At 75.7% G+C, this 17,069-nt stretch carries 16 protein-coding genes and 1 pseudogene; 7 read left to right on the top strand and 10 right to left on the bottom strand.

Going from position 1 to position 17,069, the window contains the following annotated elements; all coding sequences use genetic code 11:
* Positions 1 to 332 precede the first annotated feature (332 nt).
* The 5 genes from ACH4SL_RS31955 to ACH4SL_RS31935 form a co-directional block, all read right to left on the bottom strand.
* The gene (locus ACH4SL_RS31955; protein WP_398452167.1) at positions 333 to 1,265 is read right to left on the bottom strand and encodes a phosphotriesterase; all 933 of its coding nucleotides are present in this window, start codon (positions 1,263 to 1,265) and stop codon (positions 333 to 335) included.
* A complete protein-coding gene (locus tag ACH4SL_RS31950; RefSeq protein ID WP_398452164.1) occupies positions 1,262 to 1,660 on the bottom strand; it encodes a carboxymuconolactone decarboxylase family protein in 399 nt (132 codons plus the stop codon). The genes ACH4SL_RS31955 and ACH4SL_RS31950 overlap by 4 nt, the downstream gene beginning before the upstream one ends.
* A complete protein-coding gene (locus tag ACH4SL_RS31945; RefSeq protein ID WP_398452161.1) occupies positions 1,660 to 2,256 on the bottom strand; it encodes a DUF4865 family protein in 597 nt (198 codons plus the stop codon). The genes ACH4SL_RS31950 and ACH4SL_RS31945 overlap by 1 nt, the downstream gene beginning before the upstream one ends.
* 49 nt (positions 2,257 to 2,305) lie before the next feature.
* Positions 2,306 to 2,878 carry a TetR family transcriptional regulator C-terminal domain-containing protein gene (locus tag ACH4SL_RS31940; RefSeq protein ID WP_398452158.1) on the bottom strand — a complete coding sequence of 191 codons (573 nt, stop codon included), beginning with the start codon at positions 2,876 to 2,878 and terminating at the stop codon, positions 2,306 to 2,308.
* Positions 2,879 to 2,991: 113 nt separating this feature from the next.
* On the bottom strand, positions 2,992 to 3,534 hold the full coding sequence (locus ACH4SL_RS31935) for a hypothetical protein (protein ID WP_398452155.1): 543 nt from the start codon (positions 3,532 to 3,534) through the stop codon (positions 2,992 to 2,994).
* A 140-nt stretch (positions 3,535 to 3,674) separates the two neighbouring features.
* Here ACH4SL_RS31935 and ACH4SL_RS31930 point away from each other — a divergent pair, with 140 nt between their 5' ends.
* Both ACH4SL_RS31930 and ACH4SL_RS31925 read left to right on the top strand, forming a co-directional pair.
* The gene (locus tag ACH4SL_RS31930; RefSeq protein ID WP_398452152.1) at positions 3,675 to 4,343 is read left to right on the top strand and encodes a response regulator transcription factor; all 669 of its coding nucleotides are present in this window, start codon (positions 3,675 to 3,677) and stop codon (positions 4,341 to 4,343) included.
* Position 4,344: 1 nt separating this feature from the next.
* Positions 4,345 to 5,565, top strand: a pseudogene (locus tag ACH4SL_RS31925) (ATP-binding protein); the annotation flags it as partial.
* Positions 5,566 to 5,598: 33 nt separating this feature from the next.
* Here ACH4SL_RS31925 and ACH4SL_RS31920 read toward each other — a convergent pair.
* A complete protein-coding gene (locus ACH4SL_RS31920; protein WP_398452149.1) occupies positions 5,599 to 6,162 on the bottom strand; it encodes an isochorismatase family protein in 564 nt (187 codons plus the stop codon).
* A 196-nt stretch (positions 6,163 to 6,358) separates the two neighbouring features.
* On the opposite strand from ACH4SL_RS31920, the gene ACH4SL_RS31915 reads away from it, so the two are divergent.
* A complete protein-coding gene (locus ACH4SL_RS31915) occupies positions 6,359 to 6,598 on the top strand; it encodes a DUF397 domain-containing protein (protein WP_398452147.1) in 240 nt (79 codons plus the stop codon).
* Between the two features lie 73 nt (positions 6,599 to 6,671).
* Here ACH4SL_RS31915 and ACH4SL_RS31910 read toward each other — a convergent pair whose 3' ends face one another.
* Together ACH4SL_RS31910 and ACH4SL_RS31905 are read right to left on the bottom strand one after the other, a co-directional pair.
* Positions 6,672 to 7,412: a maleylpyruvate isomerase family mycothiol-dependent enzyme gene (locus ACH4SL_RS31910; protein ID WP_398452144.1), complete on the bottom strand. Its 741-nt coding sequence runs from the start codon at positions 7,410 to 7,412 to the stop codon at positions 6,672 to 6,674.
* A complete protein-coding gene (locus ACH4SL_RS31905) occupies positions 7,403 to 8,056 on the bottom strand; it encodes a pyridoxal 5'-phosphate synthase (RefSeq protein ID WP_398452141.1) in 654 nt (217 codons plus the stop codon). Before ACH4SL_RS31905 ends, ACH4SL_RS31910 begins: the two co-directional genes overlap by 10 nt.
* A 48-nt stretch (positions 8,057 to 8,104) precedes the next feature.
* Between ACH4SL_RS31905 and ACH4SL_RS31900 the strand changes: the two genes are divergently transcribed.
* The 3 genes from ACH4SL_RS31900 to ACH4SL_RS31890 all read left to right on the top strand — a co-directional run bounded on the left by ACH4SL_RS31900 (position 8,105) and on the right by ACH4SL_RS31890 (position 12,598).
* Positions 8,105 to 8,755, top strand: coding sequence for an ABATE domain-containing protein (locus ACH4SL_RS31900; protein WP_398452138.1), 651 nt, complete (start codon positions 8,105 to 8,107; stop codon positions 8,753 to 8,755).
* Between the two features lie 628 nt (positions 8,756 to 9,383).
* Positions 9,384 to 12,077, top strand: a complete 2,694-nt coding sequence (locus ACH4SL_RS31895) for an ATP-binding protein (RefSeq protein WP_398452135.1) — start codon at positions 9,384 to 9,386, stop codon at positions 12,075 to 12,077.
* A gap of 23 nt (positions 12,078 to 12,100) precedes the next feature.
* On the top strand, positions 12,101 to 12,598 hold the full coding sequence (locus tag ACH4SL_RS31890) for a hypothetical protein (RefSeq protein ID WP_031523462.1): 498 nt from the start codon (positions 12,101 to 12,103) through the stop codon (positions 12,596 to 12,598).
* Between the two features lie 23 nt (positions 12,599 to 12,621).
* Here the strand turns inward: ACH4SL_RS31890 and ACH4SL_RS31885 are convergent, their stop codons facing one another.
* The gene (locus ACH4SL_RS31885) at positions 12,622 to 13,734 is read right to left on the bottom strand and encodes an aminoglycoside phosphotransferase family protein (RefSeq protein WP_398452132.1); all 1,113 of its coding nucleotides are present in this window, start codon (positions 13,732 to 13,734) and stop codon (positions 12,622 to 12,624) included.
* A 239-nt stretch (positions 13,735 to 13,973) separates the two neighbouring features.
* On the opposite strand from ACH4SL_RS31885, the gene ACH4SL_RS31880 reads away from it, so the two are divergent.
* A complete protein-coding gene (locus ACH4SL_RS31880) occupies positions 13,974 to 15,458 on the top strand; it encodes a hypothetical protein (protein ID WP_398452129.1) in 1,485 nt (494 codons plus the stop codon).
* A gap of 126 nt (positions 15,459 to 15,584) precedes the next feature.
* Here ACH4SL_RS31880 and ACH4SL_RS31875 read toward each other — a convergent pair whose 3' ends face one another.
* Positions 15,585 to 17,051, bottom strand: a complete 1,467-nt coding sequence (locus tag ACH4SL_RS31875; protein ID WP_398452126.1) for a PP2C family protein-serine/threonine phosphatase — start codon at positions 17,049 to 17,051, stop codon at positions 15,585 to 15,587.
* Positions 17,052 to 17,069: the final 18 nt, after the last annotated feature.

The following is a 17,069-nucleotide window of genomic DNA, read 5'->3' as shown; positions in this document are numbered from 1 at the left end:
CTCGGGGGCGCCGCTCGCGGTGCCCCGCGCCCCTTCCCGCCGGGCTGCCACTTCCCGCCGTCGCGGGACCGTCCCTCTCCTGTGGCTGGTCGCGCAGTTCCCCGCGCCCCTGGTTAGTCGCCCCGCGCGGCATACGCGAGCCCCTGACGGGCGCTTCCCTCTGCGGGGGGGCGGGCCTTGCGGGGAGAGGGCGAGCGTTTTTAGGGGCGCGGGGAACTGCGCGACCAGCCCCCACCGGGCGGAAAGGCGGCCTGCCACGCCAAGTGGCAATCACCTGAGCTTGCTCAGCCCCCGCCGGGGGAGAGGTACCGGAGCGCGTCCGGGGCGCGGGCCTAGCGGGGCCACGGCGCGGAGAGAGCCCGCGCCGGGTTGGCGGCGAAAATCGCTTCCGCCGCCGCGAGGCCGAGTTCGCGGATGAGGCGGGGGCGCAGGGTCCGCAGAAGATACGCCGCGCCGGGGCCCGCGCCTGGCGCCGTCGTGTCGGCGCCGAGCAGCAGTTGGGCGGTGTGGCCCGCCGCGGCGAGGGCGACGAGGGATTCGACCAGCCACGGATCGGTCGCGCTGTGCGCCCGGCTCGGCCCGTCGAAGGCCAGGTACGCCCCCGCGGCGGCGAGTTCGCGGTGCACCCCGGGATCGGGGAAGCGGTTGAGGTGCCCGAGCAGCAGGCTGCTCGCGGGCACCCCGAGTTCGCCGTGGAGCAGCCCGAGGACGTCCACCGCCGCGGTGCCCATCTCGTGGTGGATTCCGATGGGCGCCCCCGTGGCGTGGTGGGCCTGCGCGGCCGCGGCCATGACCCAGCGGGTGTGGTCGTCGAGGGCGTGGAACATCCCGGCGACCTTGATCATCCCGGCTCGCGGCCCGCTCCGCGCCCCACCGGGGTCGTCGCCCACGACTGTGCCCTCGGTCAGCTCGGCGGTGAAGAGTTCGGCGAGCGTGTCGCCGCGGCGCAGCTCCCGCAGCAGCTCCGGCGCGTAGTGCACCTCCTGGTGGAGGCCGGTCGCGGCGATCACGTGCACCCCCGTGGCACGTGAGGCCGCGACCAGCCGGTCGGAGTGCCGCCCCATGGCGAACGGCGTCCACTGGGCGAGCGCCCCGCCGCCGAGGTCGCGGAAGGTCCGCAGCGTGCCGAGCGCGGCCTCCTCGTCGTCGAGCGGGAGGGGCAGCGCGGGGCTGCGCAGGAAGAGGTGGTCGTGCGCGTCGACGAGGCCGAGCGCGGCGGGCCCGATGTCGCCGAGCACCGTGCGGACGGTGCGGGGCCCGGTCACGGGGCCTCCTCCGGCTCGGTCTCGCGCAGCACCGCCGCGGCGACGCGCAGGCCCGCGAGGGCCTTGGGCACCCCGACGTAGGGCGCCAGATGCACCATCACCTCGACGATCTCCCGCGGTTCGACGCCGATCCGCAGGCTGTTGCGGACGTGGTCGTCGAGCTGCGGCTCGACCCCGCCGAGCGCGGTGAGCGCGGCCATCGTGGCGATCTGCCGGTCGCGCAGCTCCAGGCCGTCGCGCTGGTACGTCCCGCCGAAGAGGCTGGTGACGATCCAGTCGGGAAAGCCGGGTGCCAGCGCGTCCAGGCCGGCCAGGGTGCCCTCGATCGTCTCGGGGCCGGCGAGTTCGCCGAGCAGCCGGTAGCCGGCCGCGCGGTCGATCACGGACTCGCGCATCACCACATCCTCCCCTCGGGCAGCTTGTCGAGCTCCGGGCGCGACAGGTGCAGCACCTGGTAGCGCTCCTCGCCGGGTGATTCGGGCGTGTCGGGCACGGTGTCCTCCCAGAGGGTGAAATGGAGCAGCTCCCAGTGCCGCGGGTCGACGACGAGCGCGGTGGAGTGCACGCCGGGCCGTTCCGCGGTGCGCGCCAGGTCCTCCAGGCCGCGCTCGACCGCCTCGGCCGGGGCCGTACCGGCGGGAATCGGGTACGCGCGGCGGGCGGCGGCGCGCGGCGCGGCCTCGTAGGCGGAGCCACGGGCGAAGCCGAGCCCCGTCCAGTGCTCGACGGCCGGGCGCCCGAAGTCGGCGCACAGGCCCTGGAAACCGGCTCCCCACAGGAAGCTGTTCATGCCCTCGGGGGTGTTCCACAGGTAGAAGGGGGCGTACTGGTTGACGGGCGAGCCGTCGACGCCCCGCTCCCGTATCAGATAGGCCTTCTGGCCGAGCCCCGGGAAGTCGTCGAGCAGATGGCCCTTGGTGGCGACCCGGTGGCGGATGATCCGCATGTCGTAGTCGGCGGGCAGGGTGATCCGGTAGTTCATGGCGTGCACGAGCACGTCCTCCTGAGGTCTCGGCTGGTTACGGGGGTACGGCCGCGGTTCACGCGCGGGGGACGGCCTGGGCCGCGAGGAGGGCGACCGCCCCGCGGACGGCGGCGTCGAAGGGCTCCTGCGAGTCGGCGGCGCGGGCCAGCACGTACCCGCCCTGGACGACGGCGACGATCGCCGCGGCGGTGTCGTCCGGGTCGAGGCCGGGCCGCAGCTCGCCGGACGCGACGCCCTCGGCGATGACGCCGGAGAGGTGGCCAATCAGCCAGGCGAAGGTCTCCTGCACGGGCGCGCGCAGTTCGGGGCTCGCGATCACGTCGGGGTCCATCGCCATCCTCCCGACGCGGCAGCCGCGCAGCGCGTCGCGCTCGCGGACGAGGTAGGCGGTGGCCCGCTCCAGCGCGGTGCCGCCGCGGGCGATCTGCTCCTCGGCCTGGGCCCGCAGTTGCGCGGCGCTGCGGCGCATCGCGGTGACCGCGAGGTCGGGCTTGCCGCGGAAGTGGTGGTACATGCTGCCCTGCCCGGCGCCCGCCCGTTCCTGGATGGCCTTGGGGCTGGTGCCGACGTACCCGCGCTCCCACAGCAGCGCCTGCGCGCTCTCGATGAGTCGTTCCGACGTCTCCATGATCGCAGTGTACATACTAGTAGGTACAGAAAGCCAGCCGGAAAGCCGGAAGGCCGGGACGGCCCCTCCCCCGTAGGGGGCCGCCCCGGCCGCGATGGTGCGGTTCGGGCAGGTCAGACGTGCAGGCCGGACACCGTCAGGCCCGCCTCGTCCGCGCCCGGCGCGCCCTTGAGGACCACGCCGCCCGCACCGGGGTGCACGCTCACGCCGCCCTTGCCGGGCTGCGTGGTGACACCGCCGGCGCCGGGCAGGCCCTTCGGCGGCGCCGGGCATTCGGCGCCCGTACCGACGTGCACCGAACCCGCGGGCGCGGGCTTGCCGTTGACGTAGACCGTGACCTTGCCGTTCACGACCTTCACCACGACCTTGTCCCCGGTGCCCTTGCCGGGCCCGCCGGGCCTCCCGGGCAGCGGCGGCAGCGTGACCGGGCCGCCCTTGCCACCCGGCTTGCCGACCTGGACGATGCAGACGACCTGCTTGCCGCCCTTGGCCCCGCCCTTCCCGCTGCTCTTGCCGCCGTCCTTGCCGGCGGGCTGCGCGTGGGCCGCGTGCGCGGCCGACGGTGTCGCGGCGCCGCTGACCGGCGCCGCCGCGACGCTCGCCAGGCCCAGCCCGGCCACGAGGGCGAAGCCCGCGGCAATCCTCTTGTCGATCATCGTGTGCTGTCTCCCGTTCGAGATCGCCGGACCGGCCGGTCCGGCGGTCAGCAGGCTCGTCCGCGGCGGGTGAAGCGGACCTGAAGGCCCGCCAGATGATCTTCATGTTCGCCTTAGGTGGCAGCCCGCACGCTGGGGAGGTGCGCATACTCGTGGTGGAAGACGAACGCAGGCTGGCCGAACTCCTCGCCGACGGGCTGAGCCGCGAGGGCTTCGCCGTCGACCTCGCGCACGACGGGCGCGAGGGGCTCTGGATGGCCACCGAGCACGGTTACGACGCGATCGTGCTCGACGTGATGCTCCCGGAGCTGGACGGCTACGGCGTCTGCCGCAGGCTGCGCGAGGCCGGCGTGTGGACGCCGATCCTCATGCTCACGGCGATGGACGGCGAGTACGACGAGGCCGAGGGGCTCGACACCGGCGCCGACGACTACCTCACCAAGCCCTTCTCCTACGTCGTGCTGCTCGCCCGGCTGCGCGCCCTCGTGCGGCGCGGGCTCCGCGAGCGCCCCGCGGTGCTGGCGGTGGGCGACCTGCGGGTCGACCCGGCGGGGCTGCGCGCGAGCCGCGGCGACGTGCTGATCCCGCTCACGCCCAAGGAGTTCGCGATCCTGCACTGCCTGGCCCGGCGGCCCGGCGAGGTGGTGCCCAAGTCCGAACTGCTCGCGCGGGCCTGGGATTTCGCCTACGACGGTGACTCCAACGTGGTCGAGGTCTACATCAGCGCGCTGCGCCGCAAGATCGACAAGCCCTTCGGCCGCAGCACGCTGCGCACCGTCCGCGGCGCCGGCTACCGGCTGGAGGCCTGAGATGAGCGTCCGGCTGCGCACCACGCTCGCCGCGACCGCCGTGGTGGCGGTGGCCCTCGGCCTCGCCGCGGCCGCGCTCCTGCTGTCGCTGCACGCGAGCCTGACCCGCTCGGCGCGGGAGCTGGCCGTCCAGGACGCGGGGCAGAAGGCGGCGCGGTTCCTGGAGCAGTACGGCGCGCCCGGTGGCGGCATGACGGTCGCCGGCGGAGCCGTGGGTCAGGCGCCGCTGCCGCCGGGGACACCGCCGCCCGGGAAGGGCACAGGCACGCTGGTCGTCTCGGTGAACGTGGACACCGGCGCGGGCCCGGTCACCGTCCAGGGCACCGCGTCCCTCGCGCCGGTCCGCGCCGCGATGCGCACCCTCACCTGGGTGCTGGTCCCGGGCATCCCCGCGCTGCTCGCACTCGTCGCCCTGCTGAGCTGGCACGCCACCGGACGGGCACTGCGCCCGGTGTCCGCGATCCGGGCGAAGGTCGACGGGATCACCGCGCGGGATCTGCACGAGCGCGTGCCCGAGACGGACGCGCGCGACGAGGTCGCGGCCCTGGCCCGTACCGTCAACGCCACCCTCGACCGGCTGCAGCGAGCGGTCGGCGCGCACCGGCAGTTCGTCGCCGACGCGGCGCACGAGCTGCGCAGCCCGATGGCGGTGCTGCGCACCCGCCTGGAGCTTGCCGCGCCGTCGCAGCAGCCCCTCGCCCGCGAGGCGCTCACCGACGTCGAGCGCCTCCAGACGCTCACCGCCGACCTGTTGCTGCTCGCCCGGCTCGACGCCCGCGAGCCGATCCGCACCCGGGAGACGGACCTGGCGCAGATCGTCGCCGAGGAGGCGGCGCGGGCCCGGCCGCGCGCCGACGTCGCGGTACGGATGCGGCTCACCCCCGACGTGCTGATCGACGGCTCGCCCGACCACCTGCGGCGGATGGTGGCCAACCTCGTCGACAACGCGGTGCGGCACGCGTCGGGGACGGTGACCGTCGAGCTGACCCGCGACGGGGTACGCGGCCGGGCGCGGCTGGACGTCGCCGACGACGGGCCCGGCATCCCGCCCGAGCACCACGCCACCGTCTTCGACCGCTTCACCCGGCTCGACCACGCGCGGACCCGCGACACCGGCGGATCGGGACTCGGCCTGCCGATCGCCCGCGACATCGCGCTCGCCCACCGCGCCTGGCTCCAGGTCGTCCCCGGCGGCGGACCGGGGGCGACGCTGCGCGCGTCCTTCCCGCTGCGTGCCCCGGCCGGCCCCGGCCGTTCAGCCCGCGGGGGCGAAGCCGATCTGCGCGGTGCTCACGACGGTGCCGAAGCGCGGGAAGTCCAGTGCGACCGCGGCCTCGTGCTCGGCAGCGGTCAGCGCCGCCATCGCGTCGGACGCGAAGACCAGCCGGTAGTCCAGGTCGCAGGCGGCCCGGGCGGTGGACTCCACGCCCAGGTTGGTGGCGATCCCGGCGAGCACCAGGGTGTCCACACCGCGCTCGCGCAGCAGTTCGTGCAGGCCCGTGTCCAGGAAGGCGCCGATGGTGCGTTTGACGACGACGAGGTCGCCGTCCCGCGCCACGCCCGCCGCCAGACCGCTGCCGGCCGGCTGCTCGGTGACGCCCGGCCGCTGCGTCCGGACGGCCACCACCGTGGCGCCCGCGGCCCGGAAGGCGCCGGCCAGTTCGAGCGCGGCGGCGAGCACCGCGGGGCCGGGCAGCGGGGCGAGGGGTAACGCGATGATGCGGTCCATGAGGTCGATCGTGACCAGCGCGGTGCGCGCCGGGTCGAGGCCGGGGGCGAGCGGGGAGCCGCCGCGGCGTCCGTGATCATGTGCGGTCATGTGCGGTCACCCTACCTGCAGCCCCCGCCGGGCCGCCCGGTGTTCACAACGGACCGTTCTCGCTCGCGAACCGCCCCCGAAGTGGCCCCGGCGCGATCGGAACCGGCCCCGCCGCGGGCGGCTTCCGCCATCTTGTGTCGGCGTGCGCCACGGCCGCTAGTGTGGTGGACACGCAACGCAGCGGGAGGAGCACGACGTGGCGGAAAGCACCACGGGACAGCCGGTGGCGGACGGGAAGAAGCCCAAGCTCGACCTGACGGACGCCGAATGGCTGTCGAGCAAGGAGGGCAACGGCGATGTGCAGATCGCCTTCGTCGAGGGCTACATCGCGATGCGCGACGGCCGGCACCCCGACGGTCCGGCGCTGATCTTCACCCCCGCGGAATGGCGGGCCTTCGTACTCGGCGCGCGCGACGGCGAGTTCGACCTCACCTGAGCGCGGCGGAGCAGGCCGGGGCACGCGCGGACGCGTACCCCGGCCCTTTCGTGTCAGGGCCGCGCCCCGGCCGTCACGGCCAGTTGCCCAGCTCCGGCAGCGGCCCGCCCTCCAACGGCCCCTCCGGGCGGCGCCCGGCGAACCACGCCGCGAGATCGGTGAGCCGGCCCTCGACGGCGATCGGCGCCCCGCGGCCGTACGTCCACACCTCGCCGGTGTCGACGGCGGTGACCGTCAGCCCGACCCCGCCCGGCGCCCGCACGGACAGGAAGTCGAGCAGGTGGGTACACAGCTGCGGCGACCAGCCGGAAGGGCCCGCGCCGAGCAGCGCGTCCACCGTGTGGATCTCCAGCTCCCGCCACCAGGCCAGCCCCACCGTGCGCAGGGTGCCGTCGCGGTACGCCACCGGGCGCCCCCAGTCGCCGGGCCCGACCGCGGCCCAGGACGCCTCCGCCTCGTCCAGCGCGTCGGCCAGCGCCGCGGTCAACCGCGCCGCGGGGCGCCCGTGTCCGGCCTCGATCGCGGCGTCCCGCGCGGGCCTGCCGCCGTCGTAGACCTCGATCGTCCTGCCCCGCAGCGCGTAGCGCGCCTGTCGCGCGAGGGCCTGCCCGACGCCCTCGATGTGCGTGAGGACATGGCCGCGGGTCCAGCCGGGCAGCGCGCTCGGGGCGCGCAGCGCCTCGTCGGTCAGCTCCCCGGTGAGCCCGCGCAGCCTGGCCAGACCTGCGGCGAAGGCCTCCTGCAGATCGGGCTCCGGCTGCTCGGCCGCCCCCTCGCCGTCCGTCCCGCCCGCCGTCCGCTCGGTCACGGCCACAGCAGTCCCCTTTCCCATCCCTCGCCGGTGTGCGTGTAGACGACCCTGGTGTGCCGCCGGTCCCGGTCGCCCTGCCAGAACTCGACGCTCCGCGCGTGCAGTGTGTAGCCGGTCCATCCCGGCGCGACCAGCCCGGGGTCGGCCTCGACGCGGGCGGCGGCCTCGCGCACCGCCGTGTCCCGGGCCGCCGGGTCGGCCAGCGGCGTGGACTGCCGGCCGAGCAGCGCCTCGGCGCGCGCGGCGGGCGAGCGGGCCAGGAAGTCCGCGGCGCTCCCGGCCGCGCCGCCCGGCTCCACCCGGCCGCGGATCCGGACCTGCCGGGCGAGCGGCGACCAGTAGAAGGTGAGCGCGGCCGCGGGCCGCGCGGCCAGCTCGCGGCCCTTGCGGCCGCCCGCGTCGGCGGCGAAGTGCCAGCCGTCGGGGGAGACGTCCTTGAGGATCAGCACGCGGGCGGCCGGGTCGCCGTCCTCCCCCGTGGTGGACAGGGTCATCGCGTGCGGCTCGCGCACCCCGGCCCGTACGGCCGCGAGCAGCCAGTCGACGAACAGCTCACGCGGGTCGGGCGGCAGCGAGCCGAGGTCGAAACCGGGCAGATCACCGGCGAACACGTCCAGTCCGCGCAGCAGTTCACGCAGGTCGGACACAGACACCCCCTCCGTGTTAACGGTTTTTGCTCACCGTACCATTAGGTCATGGCCGCTGATCATCTCGCGCTGGACCTCGCCGTCACCATCCGCCACGACGGGCACGGCGGCGTCGCCGACGACCTCGCCGAGCCGGCCGGGCTGACGCGCTGGGTACGGGCGCGCGCCGACGCGCTGCGGGCCGACCTCGCGGCGGGCGGCGGCGCCACCGCCCCGTTCACCGCCGAGGACTTCACGGCCGACGCGGCCGCGCTCGCCGCCGCCGTCGAGGTGCGCACCGCACTGCGCGCGCTCTTCGCCCGCGCGGTGCGGCCCGGCCCGGCCAGCTCCGCGGACGAGGGGCGGCTGCCGCCCGCCGGCCAGGCCTTGGAGCGGCTCAACGCGGCCGCCGCGCTGGTCCCTTACGCGCCCCGGCTGGAGTGGCCCGCCGGCGGGCCCGCGACCGCCGCGCGCGCCGCCGCCCGCACCCCGCGGGCCGCCGACCTCGTCGCCGCCGCGCTCGCCCGGCACGCCATCGCCTTCCTCGCCGGCCCCGACCGGGAGCGGCTGCGGGCGTGCCCGGCGCCGCGCTGCGTGCGCTACTTCGTCAAGGAGCACACCCGCCAGGAGTGGTGCAAACCGTCGTGCGGCAACCGCGCCCGCGTCGCCCGCCACGCCGCCCGGCAACGCGCCGCGTCCGGCCCCGCCGACCCGGCGTAGCGGACGGGGCGGGACGGGGGAGCCGCGCGAATACTGCTGGAGGCCCACCGCACCGGCATCCCGGCCGCACCTGCCGCGCGGTCGGCACGCCGCGCACCCCGCAGCGCCGACACCCTGGCCGTACCCGCTGCACCCGCCGCACGGTCGGCAGGCCGCGCACTCCGCAGCAAGCCACAGCACCGACACCTGGCCGCACTCGCCGCACTGGCCGCTCCCGCCGTGTCCGCCGCATGGTCCGCACCGCACCCGCCCCGCAGGGGCCACCCCACGTCGCGTACGCGGCGTCACTCGTCCGGGTGAGCCCGCTCCGCGGCGGCTACGGGCGGTAATGGGGCGCACCGGGGGCGCACGGGGGAACGGGCCCGGCACGTATCCCGGGCACGCCGGACCGGCGCCGCCCCGCACGGCAGGCTCGCAGCGGCCGCCCGGGCGACAGCGCCCCGCGTACGCCCCCGCCGCCCCGCGAGCCGTGGCCGGTCGTGCCCCCTGTTCGTGGCCGACCGGCGCGGCTGTTCCCGCTCACACACCGCACCCGACGGCGTACGCTGTGAGGCCGTACGAGGTCGACAGGCGACCGCGAGCGCGGCGGCGCGAACGCCTGAGCCCCACCGGCCGCGAGGGGGTGCCCATGCCGCAGCGCCACACCCGGCTCCGGCCTGCGCTGCTGGAACGCGACGCCCAACTCCTCGCCGTGGAAGAGGCCCTGGACGAGCTGACCGGGCGGCGCGCCGACGGCTCAGGGTACGAGGACGCGGCGCGCAGCGGCGGCCTGCTCGCCTTCTCCGGAGCCGCGGGCCTGGGCAAGACCGCGCTGCTCGCCGAGGTACGCCGGCAGGCCACCGGCCGCGGCTGCACCGTGCTGTCCGCACGCGGCGGCGAACACCAGCAGCACGTCGCCTTCCACGTCGCCCGGCAGCTGCTGCAACCGCAGTTCGCCGCGGCCGGCGAGGCCGAGACCCGGGCCGCGCTGGGAAGTTGGTACCGCGTCGTCGGCCCCGCGCTCGGCCTGTGCACCGCCGAGGGCGACGCGTCGGACGCCCAGGCGCTGCGCGACGGCCTCGACTGGGTGCTCACCCACCTCGCCGTCAGGCGCGCGCCCGTGGTGCTGGTCCTCGACGACGCCCACTGGGCCGACGCGCAGTCCCTCAACTGGCTGGCCGCGTTCGCGCCGCGCACCGACGACCTGGCCATGCTCGTCGTCATCGGCTACCGGCCGGACGAACTCCCGCCGGACGCCGAGGCGTTCCGCGGCCTGCCCGGCAGGTCCGGCCACCGCCCGATCGGGCTGCCGCCGCTCACCGAGGCCGCCGTCGCCCGTATCGTGCGCGACGCCGTGGGCGCCCACGCCGACGACGCCTTCTGCCGCGAGTGCTTCGAGGTCACCTCCGGCAATCCCTTCGAGGCCGTCGAACTGGCCGCCAAGGTCGCCGAGAGCGGCCTCACCCCGGACGCCGCCGCCCTGCACCAGCTGCGCGACCTCGCCGCCGCCGTCAAGGGCCCCGGCCTCGCCCGCCGCCTGGACCGCCTCGGCCCGTCCACCGTGCGGCTCGCCTGGGCGGCGGCCGTGCTCGGCACCGCCGGCACGCCCGAACTGGCCGCCGACGTCGCCGGGCTCGGCCACGAGGAGGCCGTCGACTGCGCCGAGCGGCTGCGCGCCGCCCGTATCCTCGCCGGCGGCGAGACGCTGGATTTTGTCCACCCGCTGATCGCCACCGCCGTCTACCGCGCCATCCCCGACACCATCAGGACCGGCCTGCACGCCCAGGCCGCGTGGTCGGTCGTGGACGCCGGGCTCGGGCCCAGCGCCGCCGCCCGGCATCTGCTGGAGACCCGCCCGGCCGGCGACCCGTGGGCCGTCACCCAGCTGCGGGCCGCCGCCCGCGACACCCTGCGCGCCGGTGCGCGCGAGGCCGCCCGCAGCTACCTGCGCCGGGCGCTGCGCGAGCCGCCGCAGGACGACGACCGGGCCGCGGTGCTCTACGAGCTGGCGTGCGCCTCGCAACTGCTAGAACCCTCCGTCACCGTCGGCCATCTGAAGGCCGCGCTGGAGGAGCCCACGGGCGACCCGGCGCTGCGCGACGGCATCGTCTTCCGGCTGTCGCAGTCGCTCGCGCACAGCGACCAGCTCGGCGAGGCCGCCGAGGTCGTGGCCCGCGCCGCCCGCAGCGCCACCACCGCCCGCGGGCGGCTGCGCATGCAGGCCGAGCAGTTCATGTGGGACGCCTTCCGCATCGACGAGCCCGACTCGCAGGGCCGCTCCAAGCGGCTGACCCTGCTCGCCGACCGGCTGACCGGGCGGGACGCCACCGAGCGCTACATCATCGGCCTGCGCGCGTGGGACGCGACGCTGCGCGGCGAGCCGTCCTCCGAAGCCCTGCGGCACTCCGCACGCGCCCTGGCCGGCGGCCTGCCCTGGGCCGACGAGACCCGCGGCTTCGAGGTGCCGGTGCTCGTCGCCATGACCTACGCCTACGCCGACCGGCCCGAGCGCACCGAGGAGCTGTTCGCCACCGGCGTCGCGGAATTCGAGCGGTTCGGCTTCCACGGCGCCCATCTCGCCTTCGGCCAGGTGCTGCTCGGCCACGTCCGCTACCGCCAGGGCCGGCTCACCGACGCCGAGCGCGCCGCCCGCGACGGCCTCCGGCTCGCCGAACGCGTCGGGCGCGGCACCCCCGTGCACTGGTACGCGGTGGCGGGCCTGGTCGAGGTGCTGCTGGCCCGCGGGCAGGTAGCACCCGCCGTCGAGGTCGCCGGGGACCAGGCCTTCCACGCGCCCTTCCCGTCCGCCGTCACCTTCCCCGACGCCCAGGCGGTGTACGGCGAGCTGCTGCTCGCCCAGGGCCTGCACGCCGATGCCGCCGCGGTCCTGACCGAGGTCGGCGGCCGGCTGGACCGGCGCGGCTGGCGCAACCCCGCCTGGTGCCCCTGGCAGATCCACCTCGCGCTCGCCCAGCAGCACACGGCGCCGGACAGCGCGCTGACGACCGCGCTGGACGCCGTGAGCCGGGCCCGGCAGTACGGCGCCGGCTCCGCGATCGGGCAGGCGCTGCGGGCCGCGGGCCAGGTCACCACGGGTGCCGAACGGCCGCGGTTGCTGGCGGAGGCCGTGACGCACCTGGACGCCTCGCCCGCGGCGCACGACCTCGCGGGCGCCCTCGTCGACCTCGGGAGCGCGCTGCGCACGGCGGGCGATCACGAGGAGGCCGCCGAGCGGCTGCGGGCGGGCCTGGCCACCGCGGAGAAGTGCGCCGCGGACGGAACGGCCGAGCGCGCCCGGGCCGAATTGGCGCTGATCACCGCCGCACGCGGCACTGCGGGCTGAGCACGGCCCAGTACCATGGCGGCATGTCCTTCCTCCGCCGCCGCCCCGCCACGCCCACCGGGCCGGACTTCGACGTTCTCGCGATGGACCCGGGGGACTGGCCCGGCGACCTGGGCGCCGGCCTGCTGCCCGGCCCCGACGGGCGCTGCGAGGGCATCTACCTGCGCTACGACCTCTTCGGCGGGCGCGGTCCCGCGATGCTCATCGGCAACCTCCCGGAGGGCTCGCCCGCCCGCCAGCTGGAGGAGGGGCAGGTGCCCTTCGAGGTGGCGCAACTGCTGGCCGCGCTCGGCAACGACGAGCCGGCGGTGGTGACCGAGACCGAGGACACCCCGGTCTGGCAGGGCGACGGGCTGCTGATCGTGCGCCGCATCAAGATCTCCGAGTCGCGCGTCGCCTGCGCGCAGTTCGACCGCAGCGACGGCGTCCAGGTGACGATCGCCACGTGGGACCGGCCGATCACCGACGACCTCTACCAGCTGCTCAAGCCGCTGCCCGCGGAGATGTTCCAGGCCGGCTGAGCCCCCGCGCTCAGCCCGACCGCTCAGCGGGTGCCGACCGCCGCGCGCACCGCCCTGCGGGCCAGCCCGCAGTCGTCGTGCAGCCGGCGCAGCAGCAGCCGCTGCTCCTCGCCGGTCTCGGCGGCACCCGGCGCCGGCGGGGCCGTGGAGCGCATCGTGCGCTGGACGGCCGTCTCGTAGGTGCGGATCTCCCGTGTCAGCACGAGCATCAGGTTCACCAGGAACGCGTCCAGCGCGGCCGGGCCCTGACTCTGCGCCTGCTGGCTGATCTGGCGGCGCGCCGCCTCGTCGTCGCCGAGCACCGACCACAGCACCGCCAGGTCGTACCCCGGCAGATACCAGCCCGCGTGCTCCCAGTCGACCAGCGACGGTCCGGCGGGCGACAGCAGGACGTTGGACAGCAGGGCGTCGCCGTGGCAGAACTGCCCCTGCGCGTGGGCCAGTCCGTGCAGCAGCTTCTGCAGGTCGCCCATGTCCCGGTCGGTCAGCAGCCCCAGCTCGTGGTAACGGCCGAGCCGCGCCGCGTAGTCGATCGGCGCGTCGAACGAACCGGGCGGCGGGCGCCACGCGTTGATGCGCGCGTACGCCGCCAGGGCCGCCCGTACGTCACCGCGGGCCGGGGTGTGCGAGGGGTGGCGCTGCGGCGAGACCACCCGGCCGGGCATCCGCTCCATCACCAGCACGCAGCTCTCCGGGTCGGCGGCGATCAGCCGCGGGACCCGTACCGGAGGGCGGTGCCGGACGAAGGTGCGGTAGGCCGCTATCTCGTGGCGGAAACGATCCGCCCACGCGGGGGAGTGGTCCAGCAGGCACTTCGCCACGGCCGGGGCGCGCCCCGAGGTGCCGACCAGCAGGGCGGTGCGGCCGCCGCGGCGCAGCAGCTGGACGGGGGTGAACTCGGGACAGATCCGCTGCACGGCGGCGACCGCGGTACGCAGCTGGGCTCCCTGCGGGCCGGTCAAGTCGAGTCTCCCGCTGAGCGGATGGGTCCCGCCGAGCGTCGCGCGCCGCAGGCCGGCCGCCGGCCGCGCTCTGAGCGCCGGTTCGGGCACGACGGGGAAGCCCTGGCGGCTCGCGGCCGGCCGGGGCGGAACGGGACGGGGCGGGGCGGACACGGAGGACGATGCCGAATACATGGGAGAAAGCAGATCCCTTCGTGTGCCAGCAGGCGAGGAGGCGCCGGGCCCCGGCCCGGTGCCGCACCCTGGGGAATGCGGCGCCGGGACGGGGTGGCGCGTTCCTACCTGACACCCGGGCGGCCGTGGCAGACCATCTGGCGGACCCTGGCGAACCCTGGCGAATAGTCGCGCGGCCCATGTCGGGGGGATGCCGCGGGGAATAGTGTCAACAGCGCCGAGGAACCTGGGGGCTTGACGTGGGCAATGTGGCCAACACCCGACTCGCGGACCTGTTCGCACTCACCGGCTGGTCCAAGGGCGAGCTCGCGCGGCTGGTCAACCGGCAGGCGGCGGCCATGGGCCATCCGCAGCTGGCGACCGACACCTCGCGGGTGCGCCGCTGGATCGACACCGGCGAGTCGCCGCGCGATCCCGTGCCGAAGGTGCTGTCCGTGCTGTTCACCGAGCGTCTCGGCCGTGTCGTGACCATCGAGGATCTCGGGTTCGACCGGCGCCGGCAGACGAGCAGGAAGAAGGCCGGCGACGGCCTTCCGTGGGCGCCGGAAAGAACGGCCGCGGTCCTCACCGAATTCACGGGAATGGACCTCATGCTCAACCGACGCGGTCTGGTGGGCGCGGGCGCCGCGCTCGCCTCAAGCACCGTCATCAGCAATGCCATGTACGACTGGCTGCACTCCGACCCGGCCCTCGCGGCCGACGCCCCCGTCCTCGACGACCCGCTGCACGCCGACCCCGCCGACTACGACCGCTACGAGGCGGCCCCGGTCGGCTCGCAGGAGGTCGACTCGCTGGAGGCCTCGGTGCAGGTCTTCCGGGCCTGGGACGCCTCACGCGGCGGCGGGCTCCAGCGCAAGGCCGTCGTCGGCCAGCTCAACGAGGTCGGCGGCATGCTCTCCTACCACCACCCGGCGCACCTCCAGCGCCGGCTGTGGGGCGTCGCCGCCAACCTGGCGGTCCTCGCCGGCTGGATGTCCCACGACATCGGCCTCGAACCCACCGCGCAGAAATACTTCCTGATCGCCGCGCACGCCGCGCGCGAGGGCGGCGACCGGCCGCGCGCCGGCGAGGCGCTCTCCCGCGCCGCCCGGCAGATGGTGCATCTCGGCAAGCCCGAGCAGGCGCTGGACCTGATGAAGCTCGCGCAGTCCGGCGCGGGCGAGCAGTCGCTGCCGCGCACCCGCGCCATGCTGCACACCATCGAGGCCTGGGCGCAGGCGTCGATGGGGCGCGGCCAGGCGATGCGCCGCACGCTCGGCGAGGCCGAGGAGCTGTTCGTGTCGGACCGGACCGAGGGCCCGGCGCCCGACTGGATGCAGAACTTCGACGAGGCCGACCTGCACGGCATGCAGGCCCTCGCCTACCGCACCCTCGCCGAGCACGAGCCCGCCGCCGCGCTGCAGGCGCAGGTCCACGCCAAGCAGGCCCTCGGGCTGCGCACCGAGGGCCACGAGCGGTCGACCATCTTCGACTACCTGTCACTCGCCTCGGCCTGCTTCATCGCTGACGACCCCGACCAGGCCGACCGCTACGCCCGGATGGCGCTGCTCACCATCGGCCAGACCTCCTCGCACCGCACCTGGGACCGGCTGCGCGAGATGTACCGCCTCACCGGGCGCTACTCCGACTACAGCCGGGTGCAGGAACTGCGGCAGGAGATCGAGTCGAAGCTGCCGCGGCAGAAGGCGGGAGGCGCCGGCGGAGCCCGCTACCGTGAGGCCTGACGGCCACGCCGGGCATCGTTACTGCGCACTTTCCCCACACCCGTTCCCGCACCCGATTCCGGCTGTCCGCTGCCCCTGACCCGGCACCGTACGGCCGTCTTACGGCGCGCTCCCTGCCGCTGCCGTTCAGCCGATCCTGGCGATCAGCACGCAGGCGTCGTCCTCGCGGTCCGGGGTGCCGAACTCCTCCGCCACCATCCGCACGCAGTCCTGTGCGCTCCTGGCGGCGGTCAGCCGCGGTGCCATGGCCAGCAGCCGGTGCCCGCCCCCGTCGGCCTCCGGCACGCCCAGGCCTTCGGCCGCGGCGCGCCGCGGGACGAGTCCGTCGGTGTGCAGCACCAGCAGGTCGCCGGGCGCGAGCTGCTCGCGGGCCTGGGCGTACTGCGCACCCGAGGTCGCGCCGAGCAGCACGCCGTCCGGCGTGTCCAGCAGCCGCCCTGCCCCGTCGCGGAAGAGCAGCGGGGCGGGGTGGCCGGCCTGCGCCCAGTGCAGCACCCGGGTGCTGGGGTCGTAGCGGCAGCACAGCGCGCTGCCCAGGGCGGGCTGCGGGGAGGTGTCGAGCAGTTCGTTGAGCCAGCCCATCAGCGGGCCGGGCTGGAGGCCCGCGACGGCCATGCCGCGCAGCGCGCCGAGCAGCATCGCCATGCCGGACGTGGCGGCGACGCCGTGGCCGGTGAGATCCCCGACGGTCAGTAACGACGAGCCGTCCGGCAACTGCATCGCGTCGTACCAGTTGCCGCCGATGAGCGCGCCGGTCGCGGACGGCAGGTAGTGCGCCGCCAGATCCATCGTGGTCGGCCCCCCGTCCTGCGGGAAGCGCTGGGCGCCGCGCCACGGGGGCAGCACGGCTTCCTGCAGCTCGACCGCCATCCGCCGCTCGGTCTGTGCGATCTGCCGCTGCCGCTGCAGCGACTCCCTGGTCTCGCGCAGGGTGCGCTGGCTGCGCCGCAGGTCGCTGACGTCCCGCAGCACCGCCCACATCGACTCCGTGCCGCCGTCGGTGCCGAGCACCGGCTCGCCCACCATGTGCACGGTGCGGACCGAGCCGTCGCCGCGCACGATGCGGAACTCGCCGTCGATCGGCCGCCCGTCCACCAGGCAGCCGGTCACCATGCCGGTCAGCAGCGCCTGGTCCTCGGCGAACAGCCACGACGGCAGCTCGTCCAGGGTGAGCGGCCCGTCGTCGCTGGTGCGGCCGAAGATCCGGTACAGCTCGTCCGACCAGTGCGCGGTGTCGGTGAGCAGATCCCACTGGGCGCTGCCCGCCCGGCCCAGCGCGCCCACGGCGGCCGCGTCGGGCCCGCCGTCGCGCAGCGGTACGTCCAGCAGCGGCGGCCGCCCGTCGGGCGTGCCGTCGTCGCCGAGGCCGTCCCGCAGCTGCCCGAGATGGGCGCCGAGGTCGTCGAGCTGGTGCACCGCGAGGTCGCACAGCGCGCGCCGCCAGCGCAGCTGGGGATTGCCCTCGCTGTCGCCGTCGCGCAGCATCGCGTCGACCCGGGTGCGCAGGTGGCGCGCCTCGGTGATGAGCGCGTCCACCGCACCGGGGTCGGGCAGTTGCGCGGCGGTGTGATCCGCATGCGTGGGGGACGGCATGACGCACTCCGAACGTGT

It is taken from the genome of Streptomyces sp. NPDC021020 (genome assembly GCF_044333285.1).
GTDB lineage: Bacteria > Actinomycetota > Actinomycetes > Streptomycetales > Streptomycetaceae > Actinacidiphila.
This window is presented reverse-complemented; position numbering and strand designations above follow the sequence as displayed.